The organism is Gilliamella apis (assembly GCF_030758615.1).
In the GTDB taxonomy this organism is placed as follows: Bacteria; Pseudomonadota; Gammaproteobacteria; order Enterobacterales; family Orbaceae; genus Gilliamella; species Gilliamella apis_A.
The window spans coordinates 476,410-501,100 of sequence record NZ_CP132381.1 but is presented as its reverse complement, the minus strand read 5'-3'; the positions used below and the strand labels follow the sequence as shown (position 1 = coordinate 501,100).

Sequence of the window (24,691 nt, the reverse complement as noted above, 5' to 3'; positions counted from 1 at the left end):
TTATGTCATTACAAACTCAAGATATTATTCGCCGCTCAGCAACTAACGCTTTAACCCCTGCACCTCGGGTACGAGATTATCAGCAGGAAGTTGCCAAGTTAATTGATGTAACTACCTGTATCGGTTGTAAAGCTTGCCAAGTCGCTTGTAGCGAATGGAATGATCTGCGTGCCGAAATAGGTAATAGCGTCGGTGTTTATGACAACCCTGCCGACTTAGAACCTAAAGCATGGACCGTTATGCGCTATTCAGAAGTTGAAATTAATGGCAAATTTGAATGGCTTATTCGTAAAGATGGTTGTATGCACTGTTCAGATCCTGGCTGTCTAAAAGCGTGTCCGTCGGAAGGGGCGATTATTCAATACGCTAATGGTATTGTTGATTTTCAATCGGAACACTGTATTGGATGTGGATATTGTGTGGCCGGCTGTCCATTTAATATTCCTAGAATTAGTAAAGAAGATAATCACTCTTATAAATGTACCTTATGTGTTGATCGCGTCGCAGTTGGCCAAGAGCCAGCCTGTGTAAAAACTTGCCCAACGGGAGCGATTCATTTTGGCACCAAACAAGATATGATTCGTCATGCCGAGCATCGAATTACTGATTTGAAAAAACGTGGATTTGAACACGCTGGTCTCTATAATCCAGAAGGTGTGGGTGGCACACATGTTATGTATGTTTTACATCATGCCGATCAACCTGAACTTTATCATGGCTTACCAAAAGACCCACAAATTAGTGAAATTGTTAAATTCTGGAAAGGTGCTTGGAAGCCACTATCAGCCGCGGCTTTTGTCGCTACTTTTGGTGGATTGCTGTTCCATTATATGGGTGTCGGTGCTATTGAAGTCGATGAAGAAGATATAGAACATGAAAAAGAAGCAGATAAACAAGCAAGGAAACGTTTAGGATTGCCTATTTTTGGCCGAAAAAATACGCCTAATTCGTCGCAAACGGAGGCTCATCATGAATAAAAAAGGAATGATATTAAGAACACCACTTATTGTACGTTTCTGTCATTGGTGTATGGTCTGTTTGTTTATTCTAACGGCACTATCTGGTTTGTCCCTGTTTTTTCCATCCATTAAGCTATTTGGATTATTTCTTGGTACACCACAACTAGTTAGAGCGTTGCATCCAATCATTGGTTGTGTCGTATTCGTTTTATTAATGTTTATGTTTATAAAACTCGCACATCATAATATTCCAAATAAAAATGATCTGTTATGGATTAAAAACTTTAAACACGTCATTATGGGTAAAGAAGAAGGTATTCCGATCGGTAAATATAATGTTGGTCAGAAATTTCTATTCTGGTGCATTATGAGTCTGATCTTTGTATTATTTGTCACAGGCTTAATTATGTGGCGTCGCTACGTTTCCGATTACTTCCCAATTCAAATAGTCCGTATTGCCATATTTTTACATTCTTTTGCAGCTATATGTCTTATTTTATTAGCCATTGGCCATGCTTATATGGCACTTTGGGTAAAAGGTTCAATAAAAGGTATGATAACTGGCTATGTTTCTCGAGCTTGGGCGCTTAAAAATCATTCATCATGGTACGAAGAAGAAATGAAAAAAGTTTATCAGCAAGAACTTAATGCCGAAAGTGAAACTAAGGTTGAACAATCATCGCAAACTGAGCAAAAACCTGCTTTATAAAGTCTAATAGTAGATCTGCTGATATTAATCAGCAGATTAGCTAAATGGCTAAATCAATTCTGGATAAAACCTCAAAGTGGTAATCAATAATGAGTATAAAAATCATTTCGCAAGAACAACTCGAACAACAAAATATAAGCTCAGTAATTAGGCAGATCCCATTGCTATTTTATCCATCAACGAAAACACTTTATATTCACCGCGCGGCACGTTTAAAAACTTTAGCCGAAAATAACCCATTAAGCGATTATTTACTATTTTGTGCAAAAATAGCAGAGCAACAAGCCAAATTAATTAACCAACAAAACACTATTGAAGCACCAAATTTACTCAATAATGACTTAGCGCCATTAAGTTTAGAGAATTTACCATTAAATGATATTTGGCAAGATTATTTATCTGAACTATTAAATTCTTTTTCCGATACCAGCGAACAAATCGATGCCGTAATTCAACGATTAAAACAAAATAATCCTGAACAACTTCAAGAAAAAGCAATTAGTTTACTACAAGGTAAATTTGATCTAGTCGAAGGCAACGAATCTATATTTATTTGGTCTGCATTATCGGTTTATTACAGTCAACTGGCTAATCAAATTAAAGGAAAAGCAGTCGCTGAAAATACTGATCAAAGTTGGCTATGCCCTGTTTGTAATAGCCTACCGGTTGCTAGTGTGATTCAACTTGGCGGTAATAATGGTTTAAGATACCTTCATTGTAGTTTGTGTGAAAGCGAATGGTATGTACCACGGATAAAATGTACTAGTTGCGATAATATTCAAGATATCCAATATTTCTCATTAGATAACGAAATGGCAGCAATAAAAACTGAATGTTGTGATGCCTGTCATAGCTATCTGAAAATTTTAGATCAAGATAAAGATCCTCACATAGAAGTTATTGCCGATGATGTAGCATCATTAATCTTAGATATAAAAACAGAAGAAGAAGGATTCGCAAAAAGTGGGATAAACCCATTTGTTTTTGCACAAAAATAAAATTTTCAATTAGGAACATTTTATCTTTTTATAATAATTAATTATAAAAATATTACTTAACATTTTAAATTATTAAGACTAAAATAATATCACTGTACTAGTTTATGAGTTCTTGATAATGAAACGTTATTTATTATTGATAGTGATGTTAGTAATTACATCATTTTCCTGTTTAGCTGATACCATAAAAAATGTTGCGATAACAGCAATTGTTGAACATCCTTCATTAGATCAAATCCGTGATGGGGTAAAAGACGAGTTAATCGCAAGTGGTTTTAAATTGAATGAAAACTTACAGGTACAATATCGAAGTGCCCAAGGTAGTAGTGCTACAGCCGCACAAATTGCACGCCAATTTGTCGCAGCTAAACCTGATGTTATCGTCGCTATAGCGACACCAAGTGCCCAAGCAACGGTTGCCGCGACCAAACAAATCCCAGTCGTCTTTGCTGGAATTACCGATCCAATTGCAGCTAAATTAATCAAAAACTGGGAACCAACACATAACAATGTTACAGGCGTTTCAGATTATCAAGAAATAGGCCCTCAAATTGAGTTTATGAAGAAAATTGTACCTAATGTAAAAGCTGTAGGTTATATTTATAGTCCTAGTGAAATTAACTCAACTGTAGTGCTAAAAAACCTACAACAGCAACTTAGCCAACAAAATATATCATTAATAGCGGTACCGGCTCAACGTACCGCAGATATCTCAACTGCGGCCAATACACTTAAAGGAAAAGTTGATCTTATTTATACGACAACAGATAACAATGTTGTTTCGGCTTATGAATCACTAGTTAAATTTGCCAACGAAAATAAAATACCTCTGTTAGCATCATTCCCCGATGCAATTGAACGTGGTGCAGTTGCCGCTTATGGTATGAGTTATTACGATGTTGGCCGCCAATCAGGCAAACTTGTGGTAAGAGTTTTAAATGGTGAAGCACCAGGAAATATTACGCCAGAAATAGGTCAAGCATTACGTTTGGTGGTCAATATTGATGCCGCTAAGAAGCAAGGCATTGATTTATCAGCAGATGTTATCGAATCAGCCTATAAAGTTATCGGTCAAAAATAAATCCTTATCTTAAATAATCATCAAATCCCTTGCTCATTGAAATGAGCAAGGTTTTAAAAACCCCTCTCCTCAAAAATTATTACTATCGTTTATTGGTAAATAACGCATTTATTTCGACAAAAATAACACAAACTGTAACAAATAATTTACACATATACTTTCTTTTAACTATAGAAAATTGTCCGATTTTGCTTTATAGTAAGCAAATATTTAGATTGAATGTAAAATAAATATTACAGGAGTAGCAAATGCGAAATTCAATAATCAAACTTTTTATGTTACTCAGTTTATCCGCAGTAACATTTTTTTCATCTGCAGATAATAAAACCGAACAAAAATTTGTTGCTATCACCGCTATTGTCGAACATCCTGCCTTAGATAATGTCCGTAAAGGTGTTGAAGATGAGTTAAAAGATAATGGCTATATTGCTGGTGAAAACCTAAAATTGCAATTTGCTAGTGCCCAAGGTAGTAGCGCTAATGCTGCCCAAATCGCTAAACAATTTGTTGCCAATAAACCAGATGCTATCGTAGGGATTGCTACACCAAGTACCCAAGCGTTAGTTGCTACCACTAAATTAATCCCTATCGTTTTTACTGCTGTGACAGATCCAGTTGCAGCTAAATTGACGCCAAGTTGGGAAGCATCTAAAACAAATGTAACCGGGGTTTCCGATGCTTTATCATTAGAATCACAAATCGATATGATGTTAAAAATCAAACCAGATGCAAAAAATATCGGTTATGTTTACAGTCCTAGTGAAGTTAATTCAACAATTGTACTTAAAGAATTACAAGTTGCACTTGAAAAACGTAGCATGAAAATCATCGCTGCACCAGCACAACGAACCTCTGACATTTCAACTGCAGCAAGAAGTTTAAAAGGAAAAGTTGATCTGATTTATACAACAACCGATAATAACGTCGTTTCGGCCTACGAAGCTTTAGCTAAAGTTGCCAATGAAAACAAAATTCCACTAGTAGCATCTGATCCTGATTCAGCTGAACGAGGCGCGATTGCCGCTTTAGGAATGAGTTATTATGATCTTGGCCGTCAAGCTGGTAAAATTGTTATTCGAATTCTTAACGGTGAAAAGCAGGTGATATTGCACCACAAGTTGGCAATATCACACAGTTAACAATTAATAAGAAAGCTGCTGAACGTCAAGGTGTAACGCTATCGGAAGAAGTATTAAAATCAGCGGCAAAAGTCGTCGAAAAATAATTTAAACCGTTTTAATAACTAAACCGCCAAATTTGGCGGTTACTTTTTTAGTGGATTTTTTCATGTCATTTGAATTTTTATTAGGCTCAATTGGAATAGGACTTATTTACGCATTAGTTAGTTTGGGTGTGTTTATCTCATTTAGATTACTTGATTTCCCCGATCTAACTGCTGATGCTAGTTTTCCACTTGGTGGTGCAGTATGTGGATTATGCATGTACGTTGGTATTGATCCATGGATAGCAACATTTTTAGGTATGTTTGCTGGTTGTATTGCAGGTGCAATGACTGGACTACTCTATGTTAAACTTAATATATTGCAATTACTATCCAGTATTATTGTAATGATAGGTCTATATTCTATTAACTTAAGAATTTTAGGGATAGGCCCATATATTATGGACGAAACCCCAAGAATGGCAGGATCGCCTAATTTATCATTGCTAGATGCAAAAACTATTTTTTCACCATTTATGGCTGAAGATTACAGCAATCAATATCTAGTACAACCTATGATAATTTTAGCGTTTGTTATAGTTTTTTGGCTGCTACTTAATCTATTTCTAAATACTCAAGTTGGATTAGCACTAAGAGCAACCGGTACTAATCAACGAATGGCAAAATCTCAAGGCATTCCAACTGGTGCGATCACTATTTTAGGGATGGCAATATCAAACGGATTAATCGCTCTAGGTGGTTCATTATTCGTGCAAACACAAGGTGGTGCCGATATCACTATTGGAGTTGGTACCATTGTTATCGGTCTTGCTTCAATTATTATTGGTGAAAGTATATTCCCAACAAAACGCATCTGGGCAGTTATGATTGCAGTTATTTTTGGCGCAATCTTATATCGGTTATTTATCGCTTTCGCACTCAGTAATGAATTCTTACAAGAAATTGGTGTAGGTACTGAAGACCTAAATCTTATTACGGCAATATTGGTTGTATTGGCATTAGTATTACCAAAACAACTAAAAAAATATTCTAAAAAAAGAGGTAAGTAAGCATGATTAAAGTAGGACAATTACAATTGACGTTTAATAAAGGAACGCCAATTGAAAATCATGTATTACGTGGTTTGAATCTCAATATCAAAAAAGGGGAATTTGTTACTATTATTGGTAGTAATGGTGCAGGAAAAAGTTCATTACTTAATGTCATTAGTGGTGATCTGATTGTTGATTCTGGCCATATTATCATCAATAATAAAAGTGTTACACGCTGGCCAGCTTGGAAAAGAGCTGGAATGGTGGCACGAGTATTCCAAGATCCAATGGTCGGAACGTGTGAAAACCTAACCATAGAAGAAAATTTAGCTATCGCTTACAACCGTGGTAATAATTTTACTTTACGACCAGCTTTAAATCGTAGACTGCGTGCTCTATTTAAAGAGAAACTAGCAACGCTAAATTTAGGTTTAGAAAATAGACTATCAGATATGATGGGCTTGCTTTCTGGTGGACAAAGACAAGCAGTTAGCCTACTCATGTCAACATTACAACCATCCAAGATATTATTACTTGATGAACATACCGCAGCTCTCGATCCCAAAACAGCACAATTTGTTTTGGAGCTGACTAATGAAATTGTTCAGAAAAACCAATTAACCACTATGATGGTGACTCATTCAATGAAACAAGCATTAGAATATGGCACAAGAACAGTGATGCTACATCAAGGACAAGTAGTACTTGATGTGTCAGGAGAACAACGAGATAAGCTAACAGTCACAGATTTATTAGATATGTTTGAAAAAACCCGTGGTGAAAAAGTAACTGACGATGCCTTATTATTAGGTTAATAAATCAAGAAGCAATATTTAATAGCTGAATATTGCTTCTTATCCAACAAGATTCGTTTAAATAATTCATTATTTTTCTTGTAATTGTTGGCGAACATTCATTAAAGCAAATCCAAGCAAATTTTTTCCACACCACATTAGCGGATTATCAATATTAGGATCATCCTGAGACAATCCTATGCCCCATATTTTATCAACTGGACTTGCTTCTACTAATATTCTTTGTTTGGTTGATAATATAAAATCCGTCAACTTTGGATTCTGTGAAAACTTAGCATAATTACCATTTATGACAATATTAAAGCAGTGTTCATCCCAAATATCCGGTATGAATCCTTTTACTTGACGCCCTAATGCCTTTGCTAATCCAGGAGAATTAGCAGTAAGTATTTTTGATAATATTTGCTCATCACCGAATAATCTTGCTTTCTCAGCCATCATATAATGTTCTGCAGTTGGATAGTAAATATTATCAACTTCAAAACGACTTGGATACCATTGGCTAAAACAACTCTTTGTTATGATAGAAGGTTGCTTTTCTACATGTCCCCAAAAGTATATATATTTATACCGTTTACCACTTTTATATTGCTGGCGTAATTGCAATAAATCCATATAAATTCCTTATCATCACTGATGAATATGTTATATGTATTTCCATCAAATACCAATATTGTATTAGTAAAAAATATTTTTTTTTAATAGTAAAGAACTGTATACCATTCATATAACAAAAATAATGATGCCGATAAGAAGTATTTAAGATTATGTATGATATGTAAAAGAAATATAACGTTATATTTTTGTGATAAGCGTTGGGCGTTGTATAGAAATTATTTGACTATCTACAATAGTATTATCACATCAACTTATACTAAGAATTTTTTAGCCATGATGGTTTTTATAGGATTGATGTGGATATTTTACTTTTTCACAACGCCTGATTGGCGACAATTTATTAATCCTAGAATGCAAAAAAGCCCAGCATCGCTGCTGGGCTCGTATATTTAAAAGTCTGGCGGCACCCTACTCTCACATGGGTAATACCCACACTACCATCGGCACTACGGCGTTTCACTTCTGAGTTCGGCATGGGGTCAGGTGGGACCACCGCGCTATTACCGCCAGACATATTCTGTCTTCTCTTATCTCTATTGCTGTGCATTATCTCATATCCACAACAATCCATCAATCCGGAACAAACTGTTCGATTATCTATTAATCTATCTTCGCGTACCCAAAACAACTCCGAGTTGTAAGGTTAAGACTCTCGGTTCATTAGTATCAGTTAGCTCAATGTATCACTACACTTACACACCTGACCTATCTACGTCTTAGTCTCAAACGGACCTTACTGATTCTCATCAGGGAAAACTCATCTCGAGGCTAGTTTCGTACTTAGATGCTTTCAGCACTTATCTATTCCGCACGTAGCTACCGGGCAATGCAATTGGCATCACAACCCGAACACCAGCGGTGCGTTCACTTCGGTCCTCTCGTACTAGAAGCAAACCCTCTCAATTTTCCTACGCCCATGGCAGATAGGGACCGAACTGTCTCACGACGTTCTAAACCCAGCTCGCGTACCACTTTAAACGGCGAACAGCCGTACCCTTGGGACCTACTTCAGCCCCAGGATGTGATGAGCCGACATCGAGGTGCCAAACACCGCCGTCGATATGAACTCTTGGGCGGTATCAGCCTGTTATCCCCGGAGTACCTTTTATCCGTTGAGCGATGGCCCTTCCATTCAGAACCACCGGATCACTATGACCTACTTTCGTACCTGCTCGAGCCGTCACTCTCGCAGTCAAGCTAGCTTTTGCCATTGCACTAACCTCCTGATGTCCGACCAGGATTAGCTAACCTTCGTGCTCCTCCGTTACTCTTTGGGAGGAGACCGCCCCAGTCAAACTACCCACCAGACAGTGTCCCTTACCTCGATTCAGAAGTATAGGTTAGAACATCAAACATTAAAGGGTGGTATTTCAAGGTCGACTCCATGCATACTGGCGTACACACTTCTTAGTCTCCCACCTATCCTACACATTAAGGCTCAATGTTCACTGTCAAGCTATAGTAAAGGTTCACGGGGTCTTTCCGTCTTGCCACGGGTACACCGCATCTTCACGGCAATTTCAATTTCACTGAGTCTCGGGTGGAGACAGCCTGGCCATCATTACGCCATTCGTGCAGGTCGGAACTTACCCGACAAGGAATTTCGCTACCTTAGGACCGTTATAGTTACGGCCGCCGTTTACTGGGGCTTCGATCAAGAGCTTCTGCTTACGCATAACCCCATCAATTAACCTTCCAGCACCGGGCAGGCGTCACACCGTATACGTCCACTTTCGTGTTTGCACAGTGCTGTGTTTTTATTAAACAGTTGCAGCCAGCTGGTATCTTCGACTGATTTCACCTCCATCCGCATGGGACTTCAATTACCATCAGCGTGCCTTCTCCCGAAGTTACGGCACCATTTTGCCTAGTTCCTTCACCCGAGTTCTCTCAAGCGCCTTAGTATTCTCTACCTGACCACCTGTGTCGGTTTCGGGTACGATTAACTATAACCTGAAGCTTAGAGGATTTTCCTGGAAGCAGGGCATCAATTACTTCAGCACCTTAGTGCCTCGTCATCACGCCTCAGAGTATCAGTGACCGGATTTGCCTAATCACACCCCTACACGCTTAACCCACCATCCAATAGGTGGTAAACCTAGCCTTCTTCGTCCCCCCATCGCAGTTATAGCCAGTACGGGAATATTAACCCGTTTCCCATCAGATACGCCCTTCGGCCTCTCCTTAGGGGTCGACTCACCCTGCCCCGATTAACGTTGGACAGGAACCCTTGGTCTTCCGGCGAGCGGGCTTTTCACCCGCTTTATCGTTACTTATGTCAGCATTCGCACTTCTGATACCTCCAGCATACCTCACAATACACCTTCTACGGCTTACAGAACGCTCCCCTACCCAACGTATCTAAATACGCTGCCGCAGCTTCGGTGCATAGTTTTAGCCCCGTTACATCTTCCGCGCAGGCCGACTCGACTAGTGAGCTATTACGCTTTCTTTAAATGATGGCTGCTTCTAAGCCAACATCCTAGCTGTCTAAGCCTTCCCACTTCGTTTCCCACTTAACTATGACTTTGGGACCTTAGCTGGCGGTCTGGGTTGTTTCCCTCTTCACGACGAACGTTAGCACCCGCCGTGTGTCTCCCATGATTAAACTTGTCAGTATTCGGAGTTTGCATCGGGTTGGTAAGCCGGGATGGCCCCCTAGCCGAAACAGTGCTCTACCCCCAACAGTTACTCATGAGGCGCTACCTAAATAGCTTTCGGGGAGAACCAGCTATCTCCCGGTTTGATTGGCCTTTCACCCCCAGCCACAGGTCATCCGCTAATTTTTCAACATTAGTCGGTTCGGTCCTCCAGTTAGTGTTAACCAACCTTCAACCTGCCCATGGCTAGATCACCGGGTTTCGGGTCTATACCCTGCAACTTAACGCACAGTTAATACTCGGTTTCCCTTCGGCTCCCCTATTCGGTTAACCTCGCTACAGAATATAAGTCGCTGACCCATTATACAAAAGGTACGCAGTCACTATTACCTAATGGTAAAGCTCCCACTGATTGTACGTACACGGTTTCAGGGTCTATTTCACTCCCCTCCCGGGGTTCTTTTCGCCTTTCCCTCACGGTACTGGTTCACTATCGGTCAATCAGGAGTATTTAGCCTTGGAGGATGGTCCCCCCATCTTCAGACAGGATATCACGTGTCCCGCCCTACTCTATAAGCTTCCACATAACGCATCTTCGTGTACGGGACTTTCACCCTCTATCGTGCGACTTTCCAGACGCTTCCACTAACACATTATGCTACCCGCTTGGGCTACTCCCCTTTCGCTCGCCGCTACTTAGGGAATCTCGGTTGATTTCTTTTCCTCGGGGTACTTAGATGTTTCAGTTCTCCCGGTTCGCCTCATCTGACTATGTATTCATCAGATGATAGTGTAGTCACCTACACTGGGTTTCCCCATTCGGACATCAACGGCTATAGCGCCTTTTATCGGCTTACCGTTGCTTTTCGCAGATTAACACGTCCTTCATCGCCTCTGATTGCCTAGGCATCCACCGTGTACGCTTAATTTCTTAACCTTACAACTCACAGTTGTCTTGGTTTTAATTACGCTTTTTTCTCTTTCTTATCTCAATCTAACATATTTTCATATATCAGCTTGCCATAAAAACGAGAACTCGTTTCTTTCAGCTTGTTCCTAATTGTTAAAGAGCTTTATCTTTCTATTCATTCGAATATCAAATAAATACAAACATAATTTTTTTTAAAAATAGCTTCATCACATTTAATGGCGTCCCCTAGGGGATTCGAACCCCTGTTACCGCCGTGAAAGGGCGATGTCCTAGGCCTCTAGACGAAGGGGACTTAACTATTTTTCGACAAACAAACAATCTGTGTGAACACTTACGAGCGCTTCGTAAGGAGGTGATCCAACCGCAGGTTCCCCTACGGTTACCTTGTTACGACTTCACCCCAGTCATGGACCACACCGTGGTAAACGCCCCCCTTGCGGTTAAGCTATCTACTTCTGGTGCAACCCACTCCCATGGTGTGACGGGCGGTGTGTACAAGGCCCGGGAACGTATTCACCGTGACATTCTGATTCACGATTACTAGCGATTCCGACTTCATGGAGTCGAGTTGCAGACTCCAATCCGGACTTAGACGTACTTTATGAGGTCCGCTTGCTCTCGCGAGGTCGCCTCCCTTTGTATACGCCATTGTAGCACGTGTGTAGCCCTGGTCGTAAGGGCCATGATGACTTGACGTCGTCCCCACCTTCCTCCGCTTTATCAACGGCAGTCTCCTTTGAGTTCCCGACCTAATCGCTGGCAACAAAGGATAAGGGTTGCGCTCGTTGCGGGACTTAACCCAACATTTCACAACACGAGCTGACGACAGCCATGCAGCACCTGTCTCACAGTTCCCGAAGGCACTCTCGCATCTCTGCAAGATTCTGTGGATGTCAAGACCAGGTAAGGTTCTTCGCGTTGCATCGAATTAAACCACATGCTCCACCGCTTGTGCGGGCCCCCGTCAATTCATTTGAGTTTTAACCTTGCGGCCGTACTCCCCAGGCGGTCGATTTATCGCGTTAGCTTCGGAGCCCATCACTCTAGGCAACAAACTCCAAATCGACATCGTTTACAGCGTGGACTACCAGGGTATCTAATCCTGTTTGCTCCCCACGCTTTCGCATCTCAGCGTCAGTATCTGTCCAGAAGGCCGCCTTCGCCACCGGTATTCCTCCACATCTCTACGCATTTCACCGCTACACGTGGAATTCTACCTTCCTCTACAATACTCTAGTTAACCAGTTTTAAGTGCAATTCCTAGGTTGAGCCCAGGGCTTTCACACCTAACTTAATTATCCGCCTACATGCCCTTTACGCCCAGTCATTCCGATTAACGCTCGCACCCTCCGTATTACCGCGGCTGCTGGCACGGAGTTAGCCGGTGCTTCTTCTGTAATTAACGTCAATTGATGCACCTATTAGATACATCACCTTCCTCATTACCGAAAGTACTTTACAACCCGAAGGCCTTCTTCATACACGCGGCATGGCTGCATCAGGGTTTCCCCCATTGTGCAATATTCCCCACTGCTGCCTCCCGTAGGAGTCTGGACCGTGTCTCAGTTCCAGTGTGGCTGGTCATCCTCTCAGACCAGCTAGAGATCGTCGCCTTGGTAAGCCTTTACCCTACCAACTAGCTAATCCCATATGGGTTCATCAAATGGCGCATGGCCCGAAGGTCCCATGCTTTGGTCTCTCAACGTTATGCGGTATTAGCAGTCGTTTCCAACTGTTGTCCCCCTCCATTCGGCAGATCCCCATACTTTACTCACCCGTCCGCCACTCGTCATCAAGTGCAAGCACTCATGTTACCGTTCGACTTGCATGTGTTAAGCCTGCCGCCAGCGTTCAATCTGAGCCATGATCAAACTCTTCAATTTAAAGTTTGATGCTCAATAACTGTCTCTGACATTATTCAAATGAATCTTCAGTGTCACTTATCAAGACTTAATTTTTTTAGTCCGTAGACTTTTAATTTTTCGTCTCGCAAGTGCCCACACAGATTGTCTGTTTCTTCTTTTTAAAGAGCTGACAGCTTTTTAATTTACTTCACAATTTCTTGTTTCAGTTTGCTGTCTCAAGGGCTGCGTATACTACGCTACACCTTTTCATTCGTCAAGATCTTTTTTTAAAATTTTTGATCTTACTCACTAACACTGGTTTTGTCTGCTTGTCGCTGACGCCGTGTCAGTGGATGCGCATTATAGGCACTTCATTTTTTTTGGCAAGTGATTATTGCAAAATTATTTTTGTTTGTCTTTTTTTTACACAAGGTGAGCTAAAAACAAACTAAAATGATACATTTTGTAGCAATTTTACCTTTTTAATTTTTATTTTGTTAGTTAAATTCTTTAATAAAAGAAAAATCAGATGGCAAAATTTAAAATAACTATCGCCTAAATAACGATATCCATAACCATTTGCTTTTGAACATCCAGCTATATAGTCTTACTTTTTTATTGTTTTCGTTATTCTCTCATCATAAATAGAATAGCGAATATAGTAGTATTATTAATTAATGTGCTATTTTGCGAATTAACATTCACATCATTCACCATTATTAAAAATATACAGCGTTTAAATTAAACGCTGTGGTTCTATTATAATTCTGCTTTAATCTTTTTCGGTAAATCAGCTAAACTATCAATTAACCAATCTGCTTGTGCTAACGCCTCTTCGGTTATTTCATCGCCGGTTTTAACTAATACTGTTTTTTTAACCCCAGCTCGTTTCCCTGATAACAAGTCAGAAACCCTATCACCAACCATATAAGAATTTGCTATATCGATATTGAGTTCTTTAGCCGCAGATTGAATCATACCAGGACTTGGTTTGCGACAGTCGCATTCATCCACTAGTGGATCATGAGGACAATAATAGACACCATCTAAATCAACACCACGATCTTGTAGTGACCAATCCATCCATTCAGTTAAGGTATCAAACTGCTCTTGAGTAAATTTATTTCTAGCAATTCCTGATTGATTAGTGGTAATAACTAATAGAAAACCCATCTTTTTCAATTCTTGCATTGCGTCAATCACACCATCAATAAAGTGAAATTTATCAATAGTGTGTACATAATTATAATCTATATTAATTGTCCCATCTCGATCTAAAAATATAGCTGGTTTCATGTTTAATCATCTTCCTTTTATATGGATTTTTTTCTAACTTTATATAGGATATTATTGATTGACTTAGATGTCTAGACGTCTTAATATTTATCTATTCAGATTTTTGTTGTTATATATCATGATAAAATTAGAACATATCTCAAAAACATTTGAGCAAAATAAAACCACTATTCATGCCTTAAAGGACATTTCACTACATGTTCCAGAAGGTAAAATTTATGGTGTGATTGGCAAATCCGGCGCAGGTAAAAGTACATTAATACGTTGCGTTAACTTGTTAGAAAAACCAACAAGTGGAAAAATATTTTTTGATAACCAAGATATCACCCATTTATCTAATCGAAAGTTAATTGAAGTTCGTCGAAAAATTAGCATGATTTTTCAACATTTCAATTTACTTTCTTCTAGAACGGTATTTGATAATATTGCTTTTCCTCTTGAACTCAATAGAACACCTAAAGCAGTCATTAAACAAAAAGTAAATGAACTTATTGATCTTGTTGGTTTAAGTGAAAAAGCGAATGTTTATCCAGCTAATTTATCTGGTGGGCAAAAACAACGCGTCGCTATTGCTAGAGCGCTAGCCAGTGATCCAAAAGTATTATTATGTGATGAAGCAACGAGTGCTCTTGACCCAGAGACAACCCGTTCTATTTTAGAATTATTAAAAGATATCAACCAGAAACTAGGCTTAACCATTTTATTAATCACTCACGAGATGGATGTAGTTAAACAGATTTGTGACCAAGTAGCAGTAATTAGTAATGGTGAGTTAGTTGAACAATCTTCAGTTGGCGAGATGTTTTCACATGCAAAAACGGATATTGCAAGACAATTTATCCAATCAACATTGCATCTAACAATTCCAGATGACTATTTAGCAAGACTGACACCAGAACATAAAGAAGGACTTAATCCGCTGGTTCGCATGGAGTTCACAGGAGTTTCGGTTGATTTACCACTACTATCGCAAATAGCAAAAGAGTTTGAAGTTGATAGTAATATTATTAGCGCTCAGATGGACTATGCTGGCGGTGTTAAATTTGGTTTAATGTTGACAGAAATGAAAGGCAAACAAAAAAGTACTGCATCGGCAATTGCGTTTTTAGAAAAGAATAATACTAAAGTTGAGGTGTTAGGTTATGTTTGATTTTCTTCCATCATTTAAACCATTTGAATCATTAATATTATATTTATCTCATTTTGATTTTTGGTCAGATTTTATTGCTTTCGCCTCTTCTTTTGAAGGATTTAGTGAAGCGATGATAATAAAAATAGCGCAATCTACTGACGATACTATTTATATGGTTACCTTGTCAGCCTTCTTTGGTCTGCTTATTGGTTTACCTATAGGTATATTGCTTTATACCACACGTAAGGGACAGATATTAGATTGTACTATTTTAAATAATGTTATTTCATTTATTGCAAATTTCTTTCGTTCAATACCATTTATTATATTAATTGTATGGATTGTTCCTTTTACTGCTTTATTAATGGGTACATTTATTGGTAAACAAGCGGCAGTTGTACCATTAAGTATAGGAGTAGCACCATTAATAGCTCGGATGATTGAAAATGCATTATTAGAAGTACCGAAAGGTTTAATAGAAGCAGCGCGCTCTATGGGGGCGACACCATTACAGATTATCTATAAAGTTTTATTACCAGAAGCATTACCTGTCATTGTAAATAGTATGACCATTACACTCATCACATTAACAGGATATATTGCTATGGCAGGTGCTGTAGGTGCCGGAGGCCTAGGTCAACTTGCAATACAGTATGGATACATCAGCCATAAACCAGCAATAACAAATTTAGTAGTGTTTATATTAATAATTTTTGTATTTTTTATTCAATTTTTAGGTAATACTATAGTTAAACGTGTTACCCATCATTAATCATGGAGAGAGTTATGTCTATAAAAAAATTAGCACTAATAACCACACTGGTCAGTGCATTTTTCTTAACTGGTTGTGATAACAAACAAACAACTGCAACTGATAACAAACCTGCAGAACCAGCAAAAGTTAGTCCTTTAAAAGTTGGAGTAATTGCTGGAGCAGACCAAGAAGAAGCAGAAATAGCGCAACAACAAGCAAAAGAACGATTTAATCTTGATATCGAACTAGTTATTTTTAATGATTATGTCACGCCTAATAGAGCCTTAAACGATGGTTTAATTGATGTTAATGTGTTTCAACATAAACCATATTTAGACGAACAAATGAAAGAACAAGGCTATAAATTAGCTGTAGTTGGTAATACTTTTGTTTTCCCAATTTCTTCTTATTCAAAAAAACTAAAACCAATTGCAGCCGATGAGCAAGTTGGAGAAGGTGTCAAAGTAACTTCACCTCGTGGTGAAACATACTTCATTCCAGCTAATTCAACCATTGCTATACCTAATGACCCTACTAATTTAGGCCGTGCTTTACTTTTATTACAACATGAAGGAATGTTAACGGTTGATAAAGCTAAAGGTTTATTACCTACTGTATTAGATATCACCAGCAATCCATATAACTATAAAATTGTTGAACTTGAGGCACCAATGTTGCCACGTTCTTTAGACGACTCACAAGTTGATTTAGCAATAATTAATAACACGTTTGCAGCTCCGGCAAATTTAATCCCAAGCAAAAATGGTATTTTTGTTGAAGATAAAGAATCACCATATGTCAATGTTATTGTTTCTCGTGAAGAGAATAAGGACGATGAAAGAGTTAAAAACTTTGTTAAAGCTTATCAATCTGATGCTGTAGCTAAAAAAGCCGATGAAATTTTCAAAGGTGGCGCTATTCGTGGTTGGTAATAGTACATTCGCAAACTATGATTAACTTACTCCCATCGACTATTGTCGATGGGAGCACATTTATAACAATTACACAATAATTCAATAATGACATCTCAATTTGAGCCGATTGGCATCATTCACTCACCCTATACTGAAAAATTTGCTGTACCACGCCAACCTAATCTTGTAACAGCAGCTGAAGGTGAACTACATTTGCTAGATAGATTTAATGATCCTATGAGTATTAAGGGATTAGAACAGTTTTCACATATATGGTTATTATTTCATTTTCATCATATTGATGCTAATAAACAGAAATTAACTGTCCGTCCGCCTCGTTTAGGTGGTAATAAAAGTTTAGGTGTATTTGCAACAAGATCACCATTTAGACCCAATAATATTGGGCTCTCAGTCGTTGAATTACTAGATATTATTATTGAAAACAAGCAGGTGATATTAAAACTAGGCGGTTTGGATCTAGTAAATGGTACACCAATAATTGATATAAAACCCTACTTACCTTATTGTGATAGCCATCCAGAGGCAATAGCTGGTTATGCGCAACAGCTTCCAACACAAAAACTTAAGGTAACATTTTCATCTGAAACTGACATATTTTTACAAAGCCAACTACAGCATTATCCACAACTAAGCGAACTAATCGAACAAGTTATTTCTCAAGATCCAAGACCAGCTTATAAACAAAAAAGTCTTCATGAGCAAAGTTATGCGATTACCCTATATCATTTCAATATAATGTGGAAAGTATTAGGGGATGCAGCCATTGTAGAAAATATTCAGATAATTAGTTAGTCGTACAAATACACGAATAAAAATAATAAATTATCGATTTAATATATTCAGGAATTAATCGGAAAGTTTGTAAAGATAATTTTACAAAAAAGTTATGCGAAACCGATAATATTTATTTGGTGTGCTGAAATTATTCTGATAAATTAGCTGTGGGTTTAATTCCTTATATTTCACTTTGCCACTAAAATTTAATAATCTTAGTGGCTCTTTTATAAATCAATGATAATTATTACTTTTCTTGTTTCTTAACTCTGCTATATCAATAGCATCGAACAGATAATGTTTACCGCAGTAATCACAATGAATATCAATCTTACCACCATCTTCATTGAGAATATCATCAACTTCGTTAGCTGGTAATGTCATTAAGCTATCTTCGCAACGTTGTCGAGAACAACCACACTTAAACACAATATCGTGCGTCTCAAATAAACGAACTTCTTCTTGATTATAAAGACGATATAATATCTCATCAGTTGGCAATTGGAATAACTCATCACTAGTGATAGTTTCCGTCAATGCACAGAGATGTTCAAATGATTGTTCAATATCTTCGTTAGCAGGTAATACTTGTAATAAAATACCTGCCGCCATAGGTTTGTTATTATGAACCCCTGTTTTGACAAATAAACGGGTAGGAAGTTGTTCAGATTGCATAAAGTAATTTTCAATACAACCAATTAAAGTATCTTTTTCAAGGCCAACAATACCTTGATAACGCTCCCCTTTTTTAGGTGTTATGGTAATGACGATATAGCCGTTACCCACCATCTCTTTAAGTGTAGCATTATCCGCTATTTCACCATTAACTCGAGCAACTCCACGTAATTGCTGCTCATTGTTACCATTTACTACTGCTAATGTCAGCGGGCCATCACCTTGCAATTGTACCGCGATATCACCATCAAATTTTAAAGTAGCAGTTAATAAACTGGTTGCTACTAACAATTCACCTAATAAATTTTGTACCGCTATAGGATAAGTATGGTTTTCTAAAATTGCTTGGTAAGTATTTTCAAGCCGAGTAATCTCACCACGAACCGAATGATTATCAAATAAAAACCGATTTAAAGTATCCATATTAATTCTTGTCGCCTTGTTGTCTATCATATTTAAATTTAATTAATGTTCGCCGCTCTTTTTTATCTGGTCGTCGATCAGGATGCGGCATAGTTAATGCATTAAGTTTTCGAGCTTCAGCGATATTTTCTCGTTTGGTGATGCTTTCTAAGGTCTCTTGGTAAAGATATTCAGCTTCTCTAGCAGGCCTACGTTGATCACTAATAGCTAAAACACGAATTGTTTTTTGTTCATTGCCCTGTCTAAGGGTTAATATAGCACCAACTTCAACAATTTTACTTGGCTTTGCTCGTTGACCATTATAGTGGACTTTGCCACCATCAATCATATCACGAGCGATGGAACGAGTTTTATAAAACCGAGCCGCCCATAACCATTTATCTAATCTTACTAGATACATCGTTTCCTCATTTAAAACTTAATACATCTTAAAACAGATATAAGGATAATTTTATTAAAATCAATGCTGTGAATAAATAGAATACTCATTATCGTTAGTAAAAAATGTTCCCGATAGACTAAACGGTGAAATTTCACCATGTAAATCAACACGATAATTTGATGATTCTGGTGGCGTTTGGACTAGCTGCCATTGATTTAGCAATTCACTAGTAATACCTTTAGCAATAATATGCAATGATTCAAACTCAGTTTGCAAAGGATTTATCGTTGCAATTGCGTCAAGTTTACCGCTATTAATTAATGCGCTAAAACTTAATAACGCTCGATGCTGACTATCAAAACTGAGTGATAAATTAGGATATTTAACCGCAATTTTATTAATTGTTGCATCATTAGCTTTAAAAAATAACGAACCTGAATATATACCAATCCTTTTATCTTCCACTAGCCTAACATTGGTTCCAGAAACATTAAAGCTAGCGAGATTAAATGGATAATCTGACTTAGTGCTGATTAACGTACTTGGCATAACAGTTAATTGATCAATATCAACTTGATTAAATATACTCGGTAATAACCGTTGTTTGAAGTTATCAGGTAACTGATAATTAACACTGGCTAATAATAATGTTTTTAGATGTAATGCATTATTTCTCCAGCTACCAGTTAAACGGATATTACCGTCATTCCACTCCGCGATCGCTTTTAAAATGTCTACTTCATCGTCTTTACAAGATAGTTGTAGTAATAATGATGAAAGTTTTTCATCAAACCATACAACATTATCAGCACTAATAACAAAATTACTTTGTTTTAACTGCCATTGATTATCATCATAATCAATATTGGTTATGTCTATATTACCCTTTTCAATAGTTAAATTAGGCAATTGAATATTACTATCAAAGATTGAAAATTCTTGTAATTTGAATTTTGGCAGTTCAGACAAATATCTGTTTAAATCAGTCTCATTATTGACGTTAAAATGTATATTGTTTAATTTTAATTGTGCTATATCCAAACTATCATCTGCTAGCATTTTTAATTTACTAACAAAAAAACCATTACCAATATTACCACCTAAATTAGTAAGTGAAGTGATACCATCACGATAATATCCTTGCAGTAACACACTATTTACAGCCATTTGCTTAAATAATACTTGCTGGGCAGTTAAATCGAATTGATATGGTTTTTTACTTGACAAATCAAACGGCTTTATACCACCATTAATTTGTTGTAATAACAAAGGTTCTTGAGCATTATTCAATGAAAATTTTAAGGTTGTGTTGTAAAACCGTAACATATTGGCCGTAAATATCGATTGGCTGATTTGAGAACCATCTAGCGTGCCATCAATGACATTAATATAATTAAAATGATGGAATTGCCACAAATTTTGCTTATCGAACCCAACGATTAATTTGCCAATATTAGCAACTTCTTGCTGATCTTTTTTTACTAATAAATTATCAACGCTTAACTCATAAAAATTAGCAAAGGAATGATTTATTTTGCCAATTGTAATAGAATAGGCGCCCAGCTTTGATAATTGTTGGCTTACTATTTTGGCACCAAAATTGGTCTGTAACAAAAAATAGCCAACTACAATTAACAACCAGAAAATCGAAAAGAGGATGATTAAACTAAATCGTAATCGTCTCATAAATAAGCTAAATAGTTAGAATGAAGGGTTGAATTTGTATTACGATACCTGATTTTGGTTAAAATAGCACTTGATTTTGCTATAAATGATTTGTTGTTAAACCAGTTTTGAAGTTAATATATAACTAAAGCCAATTGTAACATTAGAATAACAAACCAAATTAATAATTTATCTCTCTTTTGATTAAGATGAACATTTGTTATTCTTTTTATTTACTATATAAATAGGAAAAAACCGAGATGAAACAGATCCCAATGACAGTAAAGGGAGCCGAATTATTACGTGCAGAACTTGAAGAACTTAAAAATGTAAAAAGACCTCAAATTACTGCCGCTATTGCTGAAGCTAGAGCACACGGTGATTTGAAAGAAAACGCTGAATATCATGCAGCGAGAGAACAACAAGGATTTTGTGAAGGTCGTATTCAAGAAATCGAAGGTAAATTGTCGCAAGCACAAATTATCGATATCACTAAAGTTAAAAATACTGGTCGCATTATATTTGGTGCCACAGTCACCGTTGTGAATATTGATACTGATGAAGAAACAACCTACAGAATTGTTGGCGACGATGAAGCAGATTATAAACAGAATCTAATTTCAGTTAATTCACCGATTGCTCGTGGACTTATTGGCAAGGAAGATGGTGATACAGTACAAATTAAAACACCAGGCGGTGATGTTGAATTCGATATTGTTAAAGTTGAATATATTTAATTAAACTGTTGCAAAAAAATAGGGCGATTAGCCCTATTTTTTATTTTGGTAGTGTAATTTTTTTATCTTCACTCGGTCTGTATATCGTAAAAATAGAACCCACCTGTTGAACTGCTAAAGCTTTGGTTTCGCGGATGATTGCTTCACAAATTAACTTTTTAGTTTCACGATCTTCAGCGGATACTTTAACTTTTATTAACTCATGGAAATTTAAGGCATTTTCAATTTCTGCTAGCACACCTTCGGTAAATCCATTAGCCCCAATCATCACTATCGGTTTTAAATGATGAGCTTCACTTTTTAAATACTGTTTTTGTTTATTCGATAAATTCATTAATTTTTTATCACATTAAGTTGTAATTTTGCTATTCTACCCTTATATATATTTGTAATCAATTGAAGTGACCTCATTACATTAAGGATTTATTCTCTGTGAGTAACAAAAAACGCTCAGCAAGCTCTACTCGTTGGCTTAATGAACATTTTAACGATCGTTTTGTGCAACAAGCACAAAAAAAAGGCCTGAGATCCAGAGCATGGTTTAAATTAGAAGAAATACAAAAAAGTGACAAATTATTCAAACCGGGAATTACTGTGGTGGATTTAGGCGCTGCACCGGGAGGATGGTCACAATATGTTGCATCACTCATTGGAAATAAAGGGCGAATTATTGCCTGTGATTTATTACCGATGGATCCCATCGTTGGCGTTGACTTTCTGCAAGGTGATTTTCGTGATGAAGCGGTATTAAATGCCCTACTTGAGCGAGTTGGTGAAGAAAAAGTACAAGTTGTTATGTCTGACATGGCACCAAATATGAGTGGACAACCTGCCGTTGATATACCAAGAGCTATGTATTTAGTTGAACTGGCATTAGATATGTGTAAAGACGTTCTTGCTCCAAATGGGAGTTTTATCGTTAAAGTATTCCAAGGCGAAGGTTTTGAAGAGTATCTAAAAACAGTAAGATCACTGTTTAAAACAGTCAAAATTCGTAAGCCTGAAGCTTCGCGAGCTAGGTCTCGAGAAGTATATATTGTAGCAATGGGGATGAAGTAGCCAGCCGTACAATTTTGTAGTACCATACTTGGTTAATTTTAGTCGTAACTATTAATTTTATGAGAGGTTTTTCTTTTGAACGACATGGTAAAGAATTTACTGATCTGGGGTGTTATCGCCGTCGTATTGATTGCTGTCTTCAGTCAATTCAGCTCAATATCCAATAGCGGCCCTCAAGTCGATTACACCAAATTTAATGCGGATGTAACGGGTGGCAAACTTAAAGAAGTGCATATAAATGGTCGCGAAATTGTTGCTACTACTAAAGGTAGCAATAGTTATGTTACCTATATACCTTATTTTGATGAAAAGTTAGTTGATAATTTGGTATTAAATGATGTTGCGGTCTATGGTAGCCCAGACGAAAAACCAAGCTTATTAGTTAACATTTTAATCTCTTGGTTCCCGATTATTTTACTACTTGGTTTCTGGTTCTTTATCATGCGCCAGATGCAAGGCGGTGGTAAAGGTGGGCCAATGTCGGTAGGCAAAAGTAAAGCTAAAATGTTAACACCTGACCAAGTTAAGACTAAATTTAGCGATGTTGCAGGTAGTGAAGAAGCGAAACAAGAAGTTACCGAAGTTGTCGATTTTTTAAGAGATCCTGGAAAATATCAAAAACTTGGTGGTCGTATTCCAAAAGGTATTTTAATGGTTGGACCGCCAGGTACCGGTAAAACATTACTAGCTAAAGCCATCGCTGGTGAAGCAAATGTTCCTTTCTTTAGTATTTCTGGTTCAGACTTTGTTGAAATGTTTGTTGGGGTGGGTGCTTCACGTGTCCGTGATCTATTTGAACAAGCACGTAAACATTCACCATGTATTATCTTTATTGATGAAATCGATGCTGTTGGTCGTAAACGTGGTGCCGGCTCAATGGGTGGCCATGACGAACGCGAACAAACTCTTAACCAAATGTTAGTTGAAATGGATGGTTTCGAAGCTAATAGTGGCATTATCATTATTGCGGCAACCAACCGTGTTGATATTCTAGATCCAGCCTTACTTCGTCCTGGCCGTTTTGACCGCCAAGTACAAATTGGCTTACCGGATATGAAAGGTCGTGAACAAATTCTAGCAGTTCATGTGCAAAAAGTGCCACTTGGTTCTGATGTTAATTTATCGGTGCTTGCTCGTGGTACCCCAGGTTATTCTGGTGCAGAATTGGCTAACCTAGTCAATGAGGCAGCACTATTTGCAGCTCGTCGTAACAAACGTTTAGTCACTATGGACGAATTTGAAGAAGCTAAAGATAAGATCAATATGGGTACAGAGCGACGTTCGTTAACCATGACACAAGAGCAACTTATCTCAACCGCTTATCATGAGGCTGGGCACGCCATTATCGGTTATTTAATGCCTGATCATGATCCAATCCATAAAGTAACTATCATCCCCCGTGGCCGAGCATTAGGGGTAACGTTCTTCTTGCCTGAAGGTGATCGGGTTAGTGAAAGCCGAGAAAAACTAGAAGGTGATATTGCCACACTATATGGTGGGCGTCTTGCCGAAGAACTGATTTATGGTGTTGATAAAGTTTCAACAGGAGCATCAAACGATATTAAAGTTGCCACTCAATATGCCAGAGCAATGGTTACCCAATGGGGCTTTTCTGATCGTTTAGGTCCGTTATTTTATGAAATGGATGATAATTCATCTTATGGACGACCAAAAGATATCTCTGATGAAACAGCGCGAATTATTGATGAAGAAGTTAAAAAAATTATCGATCGTAACTTTGAACGAGCACGTAAAATTTTAACTGAAAATATGGACGTACTTCATGCGATGAAAGATGCATTAATGAAATACGAAACCATTGGCGCAAAACAAGTTGCTGATTTGATTGCTCGTAGACCAATTACTGCTCCAGAAGATTGGACTGAAAGTGATGAACAAGCAGCAAAAGAGATACCAAATGAGGGAACAGACATACCACCTCAATCAGAAAATTAATTACGACTAAATCTAAAACGCGCTTCGGCGCGTTTTTTATCATCCAACAGCAATTAATTTTGTAAAATAATAAACCAGTACTAACAATCATACTTCAGCATTGCAACAGTGCAATTAGCATTAAAAATATTAAT

19 protein-coding genes, 1 tRNA gene, 3 rRNA genes and 1 pseudogene are annotated in these 24,691 nt (G+C 37.6%); 14 read left to right on the top strand and 10 right to left on the bottom strand.

Annotated elements, in window-relative coordinates; genetic code table 11:
* Positions 1-2 precede the first annotated feature (2 nt).
* From fdxH to RAM17_RS02360, 7 genes and pseudogenes are all read left to right on the top strand, one after another.
* Positions 3-977: a formate dehydrogenase subunit beta gene (fdxH, locus tag RAM17_RS02390; RefSeq protein WP_086358780.1), complete on the top strand. Its 975-nt coding sequence runs from the start codon at positions 3-5 to the stop codon at positions 975-977.
* Positions 970-1,668, top strand: coding sequence for a formate dehydrogenase subunit gamma (locus RAM17_RS02385; RefSeq protein WP_110448612.1), 699 nt, complete (start codon positions 970-972; stop codon positions 1,666-1,668). Before fdxH ends, RAM17_RS02385 begins: the two co-directional genes overlap by 8 nt.
* An 89-nt stretch (positions 1,669-1,757) precedes the next feature.
* Positions 1,758-2,666 (top strand): formate dehydrogenase accessory protein FdhE, encoded by a 909-nt coding sequence (gene fdhE, locus RAM17_RS02380; RefSeq protein ID WP_110448613.1) that lies wholly within the window; start codon positions 1,758-1,760, stop codon positions 2,664-2,666.
* A 118-nt stretch (positions 2,667-2,784) separates the two neighbouring features.
* On the top strand, positions 2,785-3,747 hold the full coding sequence (locus RAM17_RS02375) for an ABC transporter substrate-binding protein (RefSeq protein WP_065578409.1): 963 nt from the start codon (positions 2,785-2,787) through the stop codon (positions 3,745-3,747).
* 275 nt (positions 3,748-4,022) lie between these two features.
* A pseudogene (locus RAM17_RS02370) lies at positions 4,023-4,972 on the top strand (ABC transporter substrate-binding protein).
* Positions 4,973-5,034: 62 nt separating this feature from the next.
* On the top strand, positions 5,035-5,979 hold the full coding sequence (locus RAM17_RS02365; protein WP_110448614.1) for an ABC transporter permease: 945 nt from the start codon (positions 5,035-5,037) through the stop codon (positions 5,977-5,979).
* Between the two features lie 2 nt (positions 5,980-5,981).
* Positions 5,982-6,776, top strand: a complete 795-nt coding sequence (locus tag RAM17_RS02360; RefSeq protein WP_110448615.1) for an ABC transporter ATP-binding protein — start codon at positions 5,982-5,984, stop codon at positions 6,774-6,776.
* A 69-nt stretch (positions 6,777-6,845) separates the two neighbouring features.
* Here RAM17_RS02360 and RAM17_RS02355 read toward each other — a convergent pair whose 3' ends face one another.
* From RAM17_RS02355 to gmhB, 6 genes are all read right to left on the bottom strand, one after another.
* Positions 6,846-7,391 (bottom strand): NADAR family protein, encoded by a 546-nt coding sequence (locus RAM17_RS02355; RefSeq protein WP_110448616.1) that lies wholly within the window; start codon positions 7,389-7,391, stop codon positions 6,846-6,848.
* A 398-nt stretch (positions 7,392-7,789) separates the two neighbouring features.
* Positions 7,790-7,905 (bottom strand): 5S ribosomal RNA (rrf, locus tag RAM17_RS02350).
* A gap of 128 nt (positions 7,906-8,033) precedes the next feature.
* Positions 8,034-10,931, bottom strand: a 23S ribosomal RNA gene (locus RAM17_RS02345).
* Positions 10,932-11,141: 210 nt separating this feature from the next.
* Positions 11,142-11,217: transfer RNA gene (locus tag RAM17_RS02340), tRNA-Glu, on the bottom strand.
* A 53-nt stretch (positions 11,218-11,270) separates the two neighbouring features.
* Positions 11,271-12,808, bottom strand: a 16S ribosomal RNA gene (locus RAM17_RS02335).
* Together the 16S, 23S and 5S rRNA genes with 1 tRNA gene alongside form the textbook arrangement of a ribosomal RNA operon.
* 720 nt (positions 12,809-13,528) lie before the next feature.
* Positions 13,529-14,065 carry a D-glycero-beta-D-manno-heptose 1,7-bisphosphate 7-phosphatase gene (gene gmhB / locus RAM17_RS02330; RefSeq protein WP_110448620.1) on the bottom strand — a complete coding sequence of 179 codons (537 nt, stop codon included), beginning with the start codon at positions 14,063-14,065 and terminating at the stop codon, positions 13,529-13,531.
* 118 nt (positions 14,066-14,183) lie between these two features.
* On the opposite strand from gmhB, the gene metN reads away from it, so the two are divergent.
* The 4 genes from metN to tsaA all read left to right on the top strand — a co-directional run bounded on the left by metN (position 14,184) and on the right by tsaA (position 17,678).
* Positions 14,184-15,215: a methionine ABC transporter ATP-binding protein MetN gene (gene metN / locus RAM17_RS02325; protein ID WP_110448621.1), complete on the top strand. Its 1,032-nt coding sequence runs from the start codon at positions 14,184-14,186 to the stop codon at positions 15,213-15,215.
* A gap of 112 nt (positions 15,216-15,327) precedes the next feature.
* Positions 15,328-15,969, top strand: coding sequence for a methionine ABC transporter permease (locus RAM17_RS02320; protein ID WP_110448643.1), 642 nt, complete (start codon positions 15,328-15,330; stop codon positions 15,967-15,969).
* Positions 15,970-15,983: 14 nt separating this feature from the next.
* Positions 15,984-16,883 (top strand): MetQ/NlpA family lipoprotein, encoded by a 900-nt coding sequence (locus RAM17_RS02315; protein ID WP_110448622.1) that lies wholly within the window; start codon positions 15,984-15,986, stop codon positions 16,881-16,883.
* Between the two features lie 84 nt (positions 16,884-16,967).
* Positions 16,968-17,678, top strand: coding sequence for a tRNA (N6-threonylcarbamoyladenosine(37)-N6)-methyltransferase TrmO (gene tsaA / locus RAM17_RS02310; RefSeq protein ID WP_372339517.1), 711 nt, complete (start codon positions 16,968-16,970; stop codon positions 17,676-17,678).
* A gap of 216 nt (positions 17,679-17,894) precedes the next feature.
* On the opposite strand, the gene hslO is transcribed toward tsaA, so the two are convergent.
* Genes hslO through RAM17_RS02295 form a run of 3 tightly spaced genes read right to left on the bottom strand, consistent with a single transcriptional unit; the run spans position 17,895 to position 20,754 of the window.
* Positions 17,895-18,788, bottom strand: coding sequence for an Hsp33 family molecular chaperone HslO (hslO, locus tag RAM17_RS02305; RefSeq protein WP_065650719.1), 894 nt, complete (start codon positions 18,786-18,788; stop codon positions 17,895-17,897).
* Complete coding sequence (gene hslR / locus RAM17_RS02300; RefSeq protein WP_065578171.1) at positions 18,760-19,158, bottom strand: ribosome-associated heat shock protein Hsp15; 399 nt, start codon at positions 19,156-19,158, stop codon at positions 18,760-18,762. Before hslR ends, hslO begins: the two co-directional genes overlap by 29 nt.
* A 60-nt stretch (positions 19,159-19,218) precedes the next feature.
* Positions 19,219-20,754, bottom strand: coding sequence for a hypothetical protein (locus RAM17_RS02295; RefSeq protein ID WP_110448624.1), 1,536 nt, complete (start codon positions 20,752-20,754; stop codon positions 19,219-19,221).
* Between the two features lie 311 nt (positions 20,755-21,065).
* Here RAM17_RS02295 and greA point away from each other — a divergent pair, with 311 nt between their 5' ends.
* A complete protein-coding gene (gene greA, locus RAM17_RS02290; RefSeq protein WP_065578173.1) occupies positions 21,066-21,542 on the top strand; it encodes a transcription elongation factor GreA in 477 nt (158 codons plus the stop codon).
* Between the two features lie 40 nt (positions 21,543-21,582).
* Here greA and yhbY read toward each other — a convergent pair whose 3' ends face one another.
* Positions 21,583-21,876, bottom strand: a complete 294-nt coding sequence (gene yhbY, locus RAM17_RS02285; RefSeq protein WP_065614154.1) for a ribosome assembly RNA-binding protein YhbY — start codon at positions 21,874-21,876, stop codon at positions 21,583-21,585.
* Between the two features lie 98 nt (positions 21,877-21,974).
* Between yhbY and rlmE the strand changes: the two genes are divergently transcribed.
* The gene (gene rlmE, locus RAM17_RS02280; RefSeq protein ID WP_065578175.1) at positions 21,975-22,601 is read left to right on the top strand and encodes a 23S rRNA (uridine(2552)-2'-O)-methyltransferase RlmE; all 627 of its coding nucleotides are present in this window, start codon (positions 21,975-21,977) and stop codon (positions 22,599-22,601) included.
* Positions 22,602-22,676: 75 nt separating this feature from the next.
* Entirely contained in the window at positions 22,677-24,557 is a 1,881-nt protein-coding gene (ftsH, locus tag RAM17_RS02275; RefSeq protein ID WP_110448625.1) for an ATP-dependent zinc metalloprotease FtsH, read from the top strand.
* The last annotated feature ends 134 nt before the right edge of the window (positions 24,558-24,691 follow it).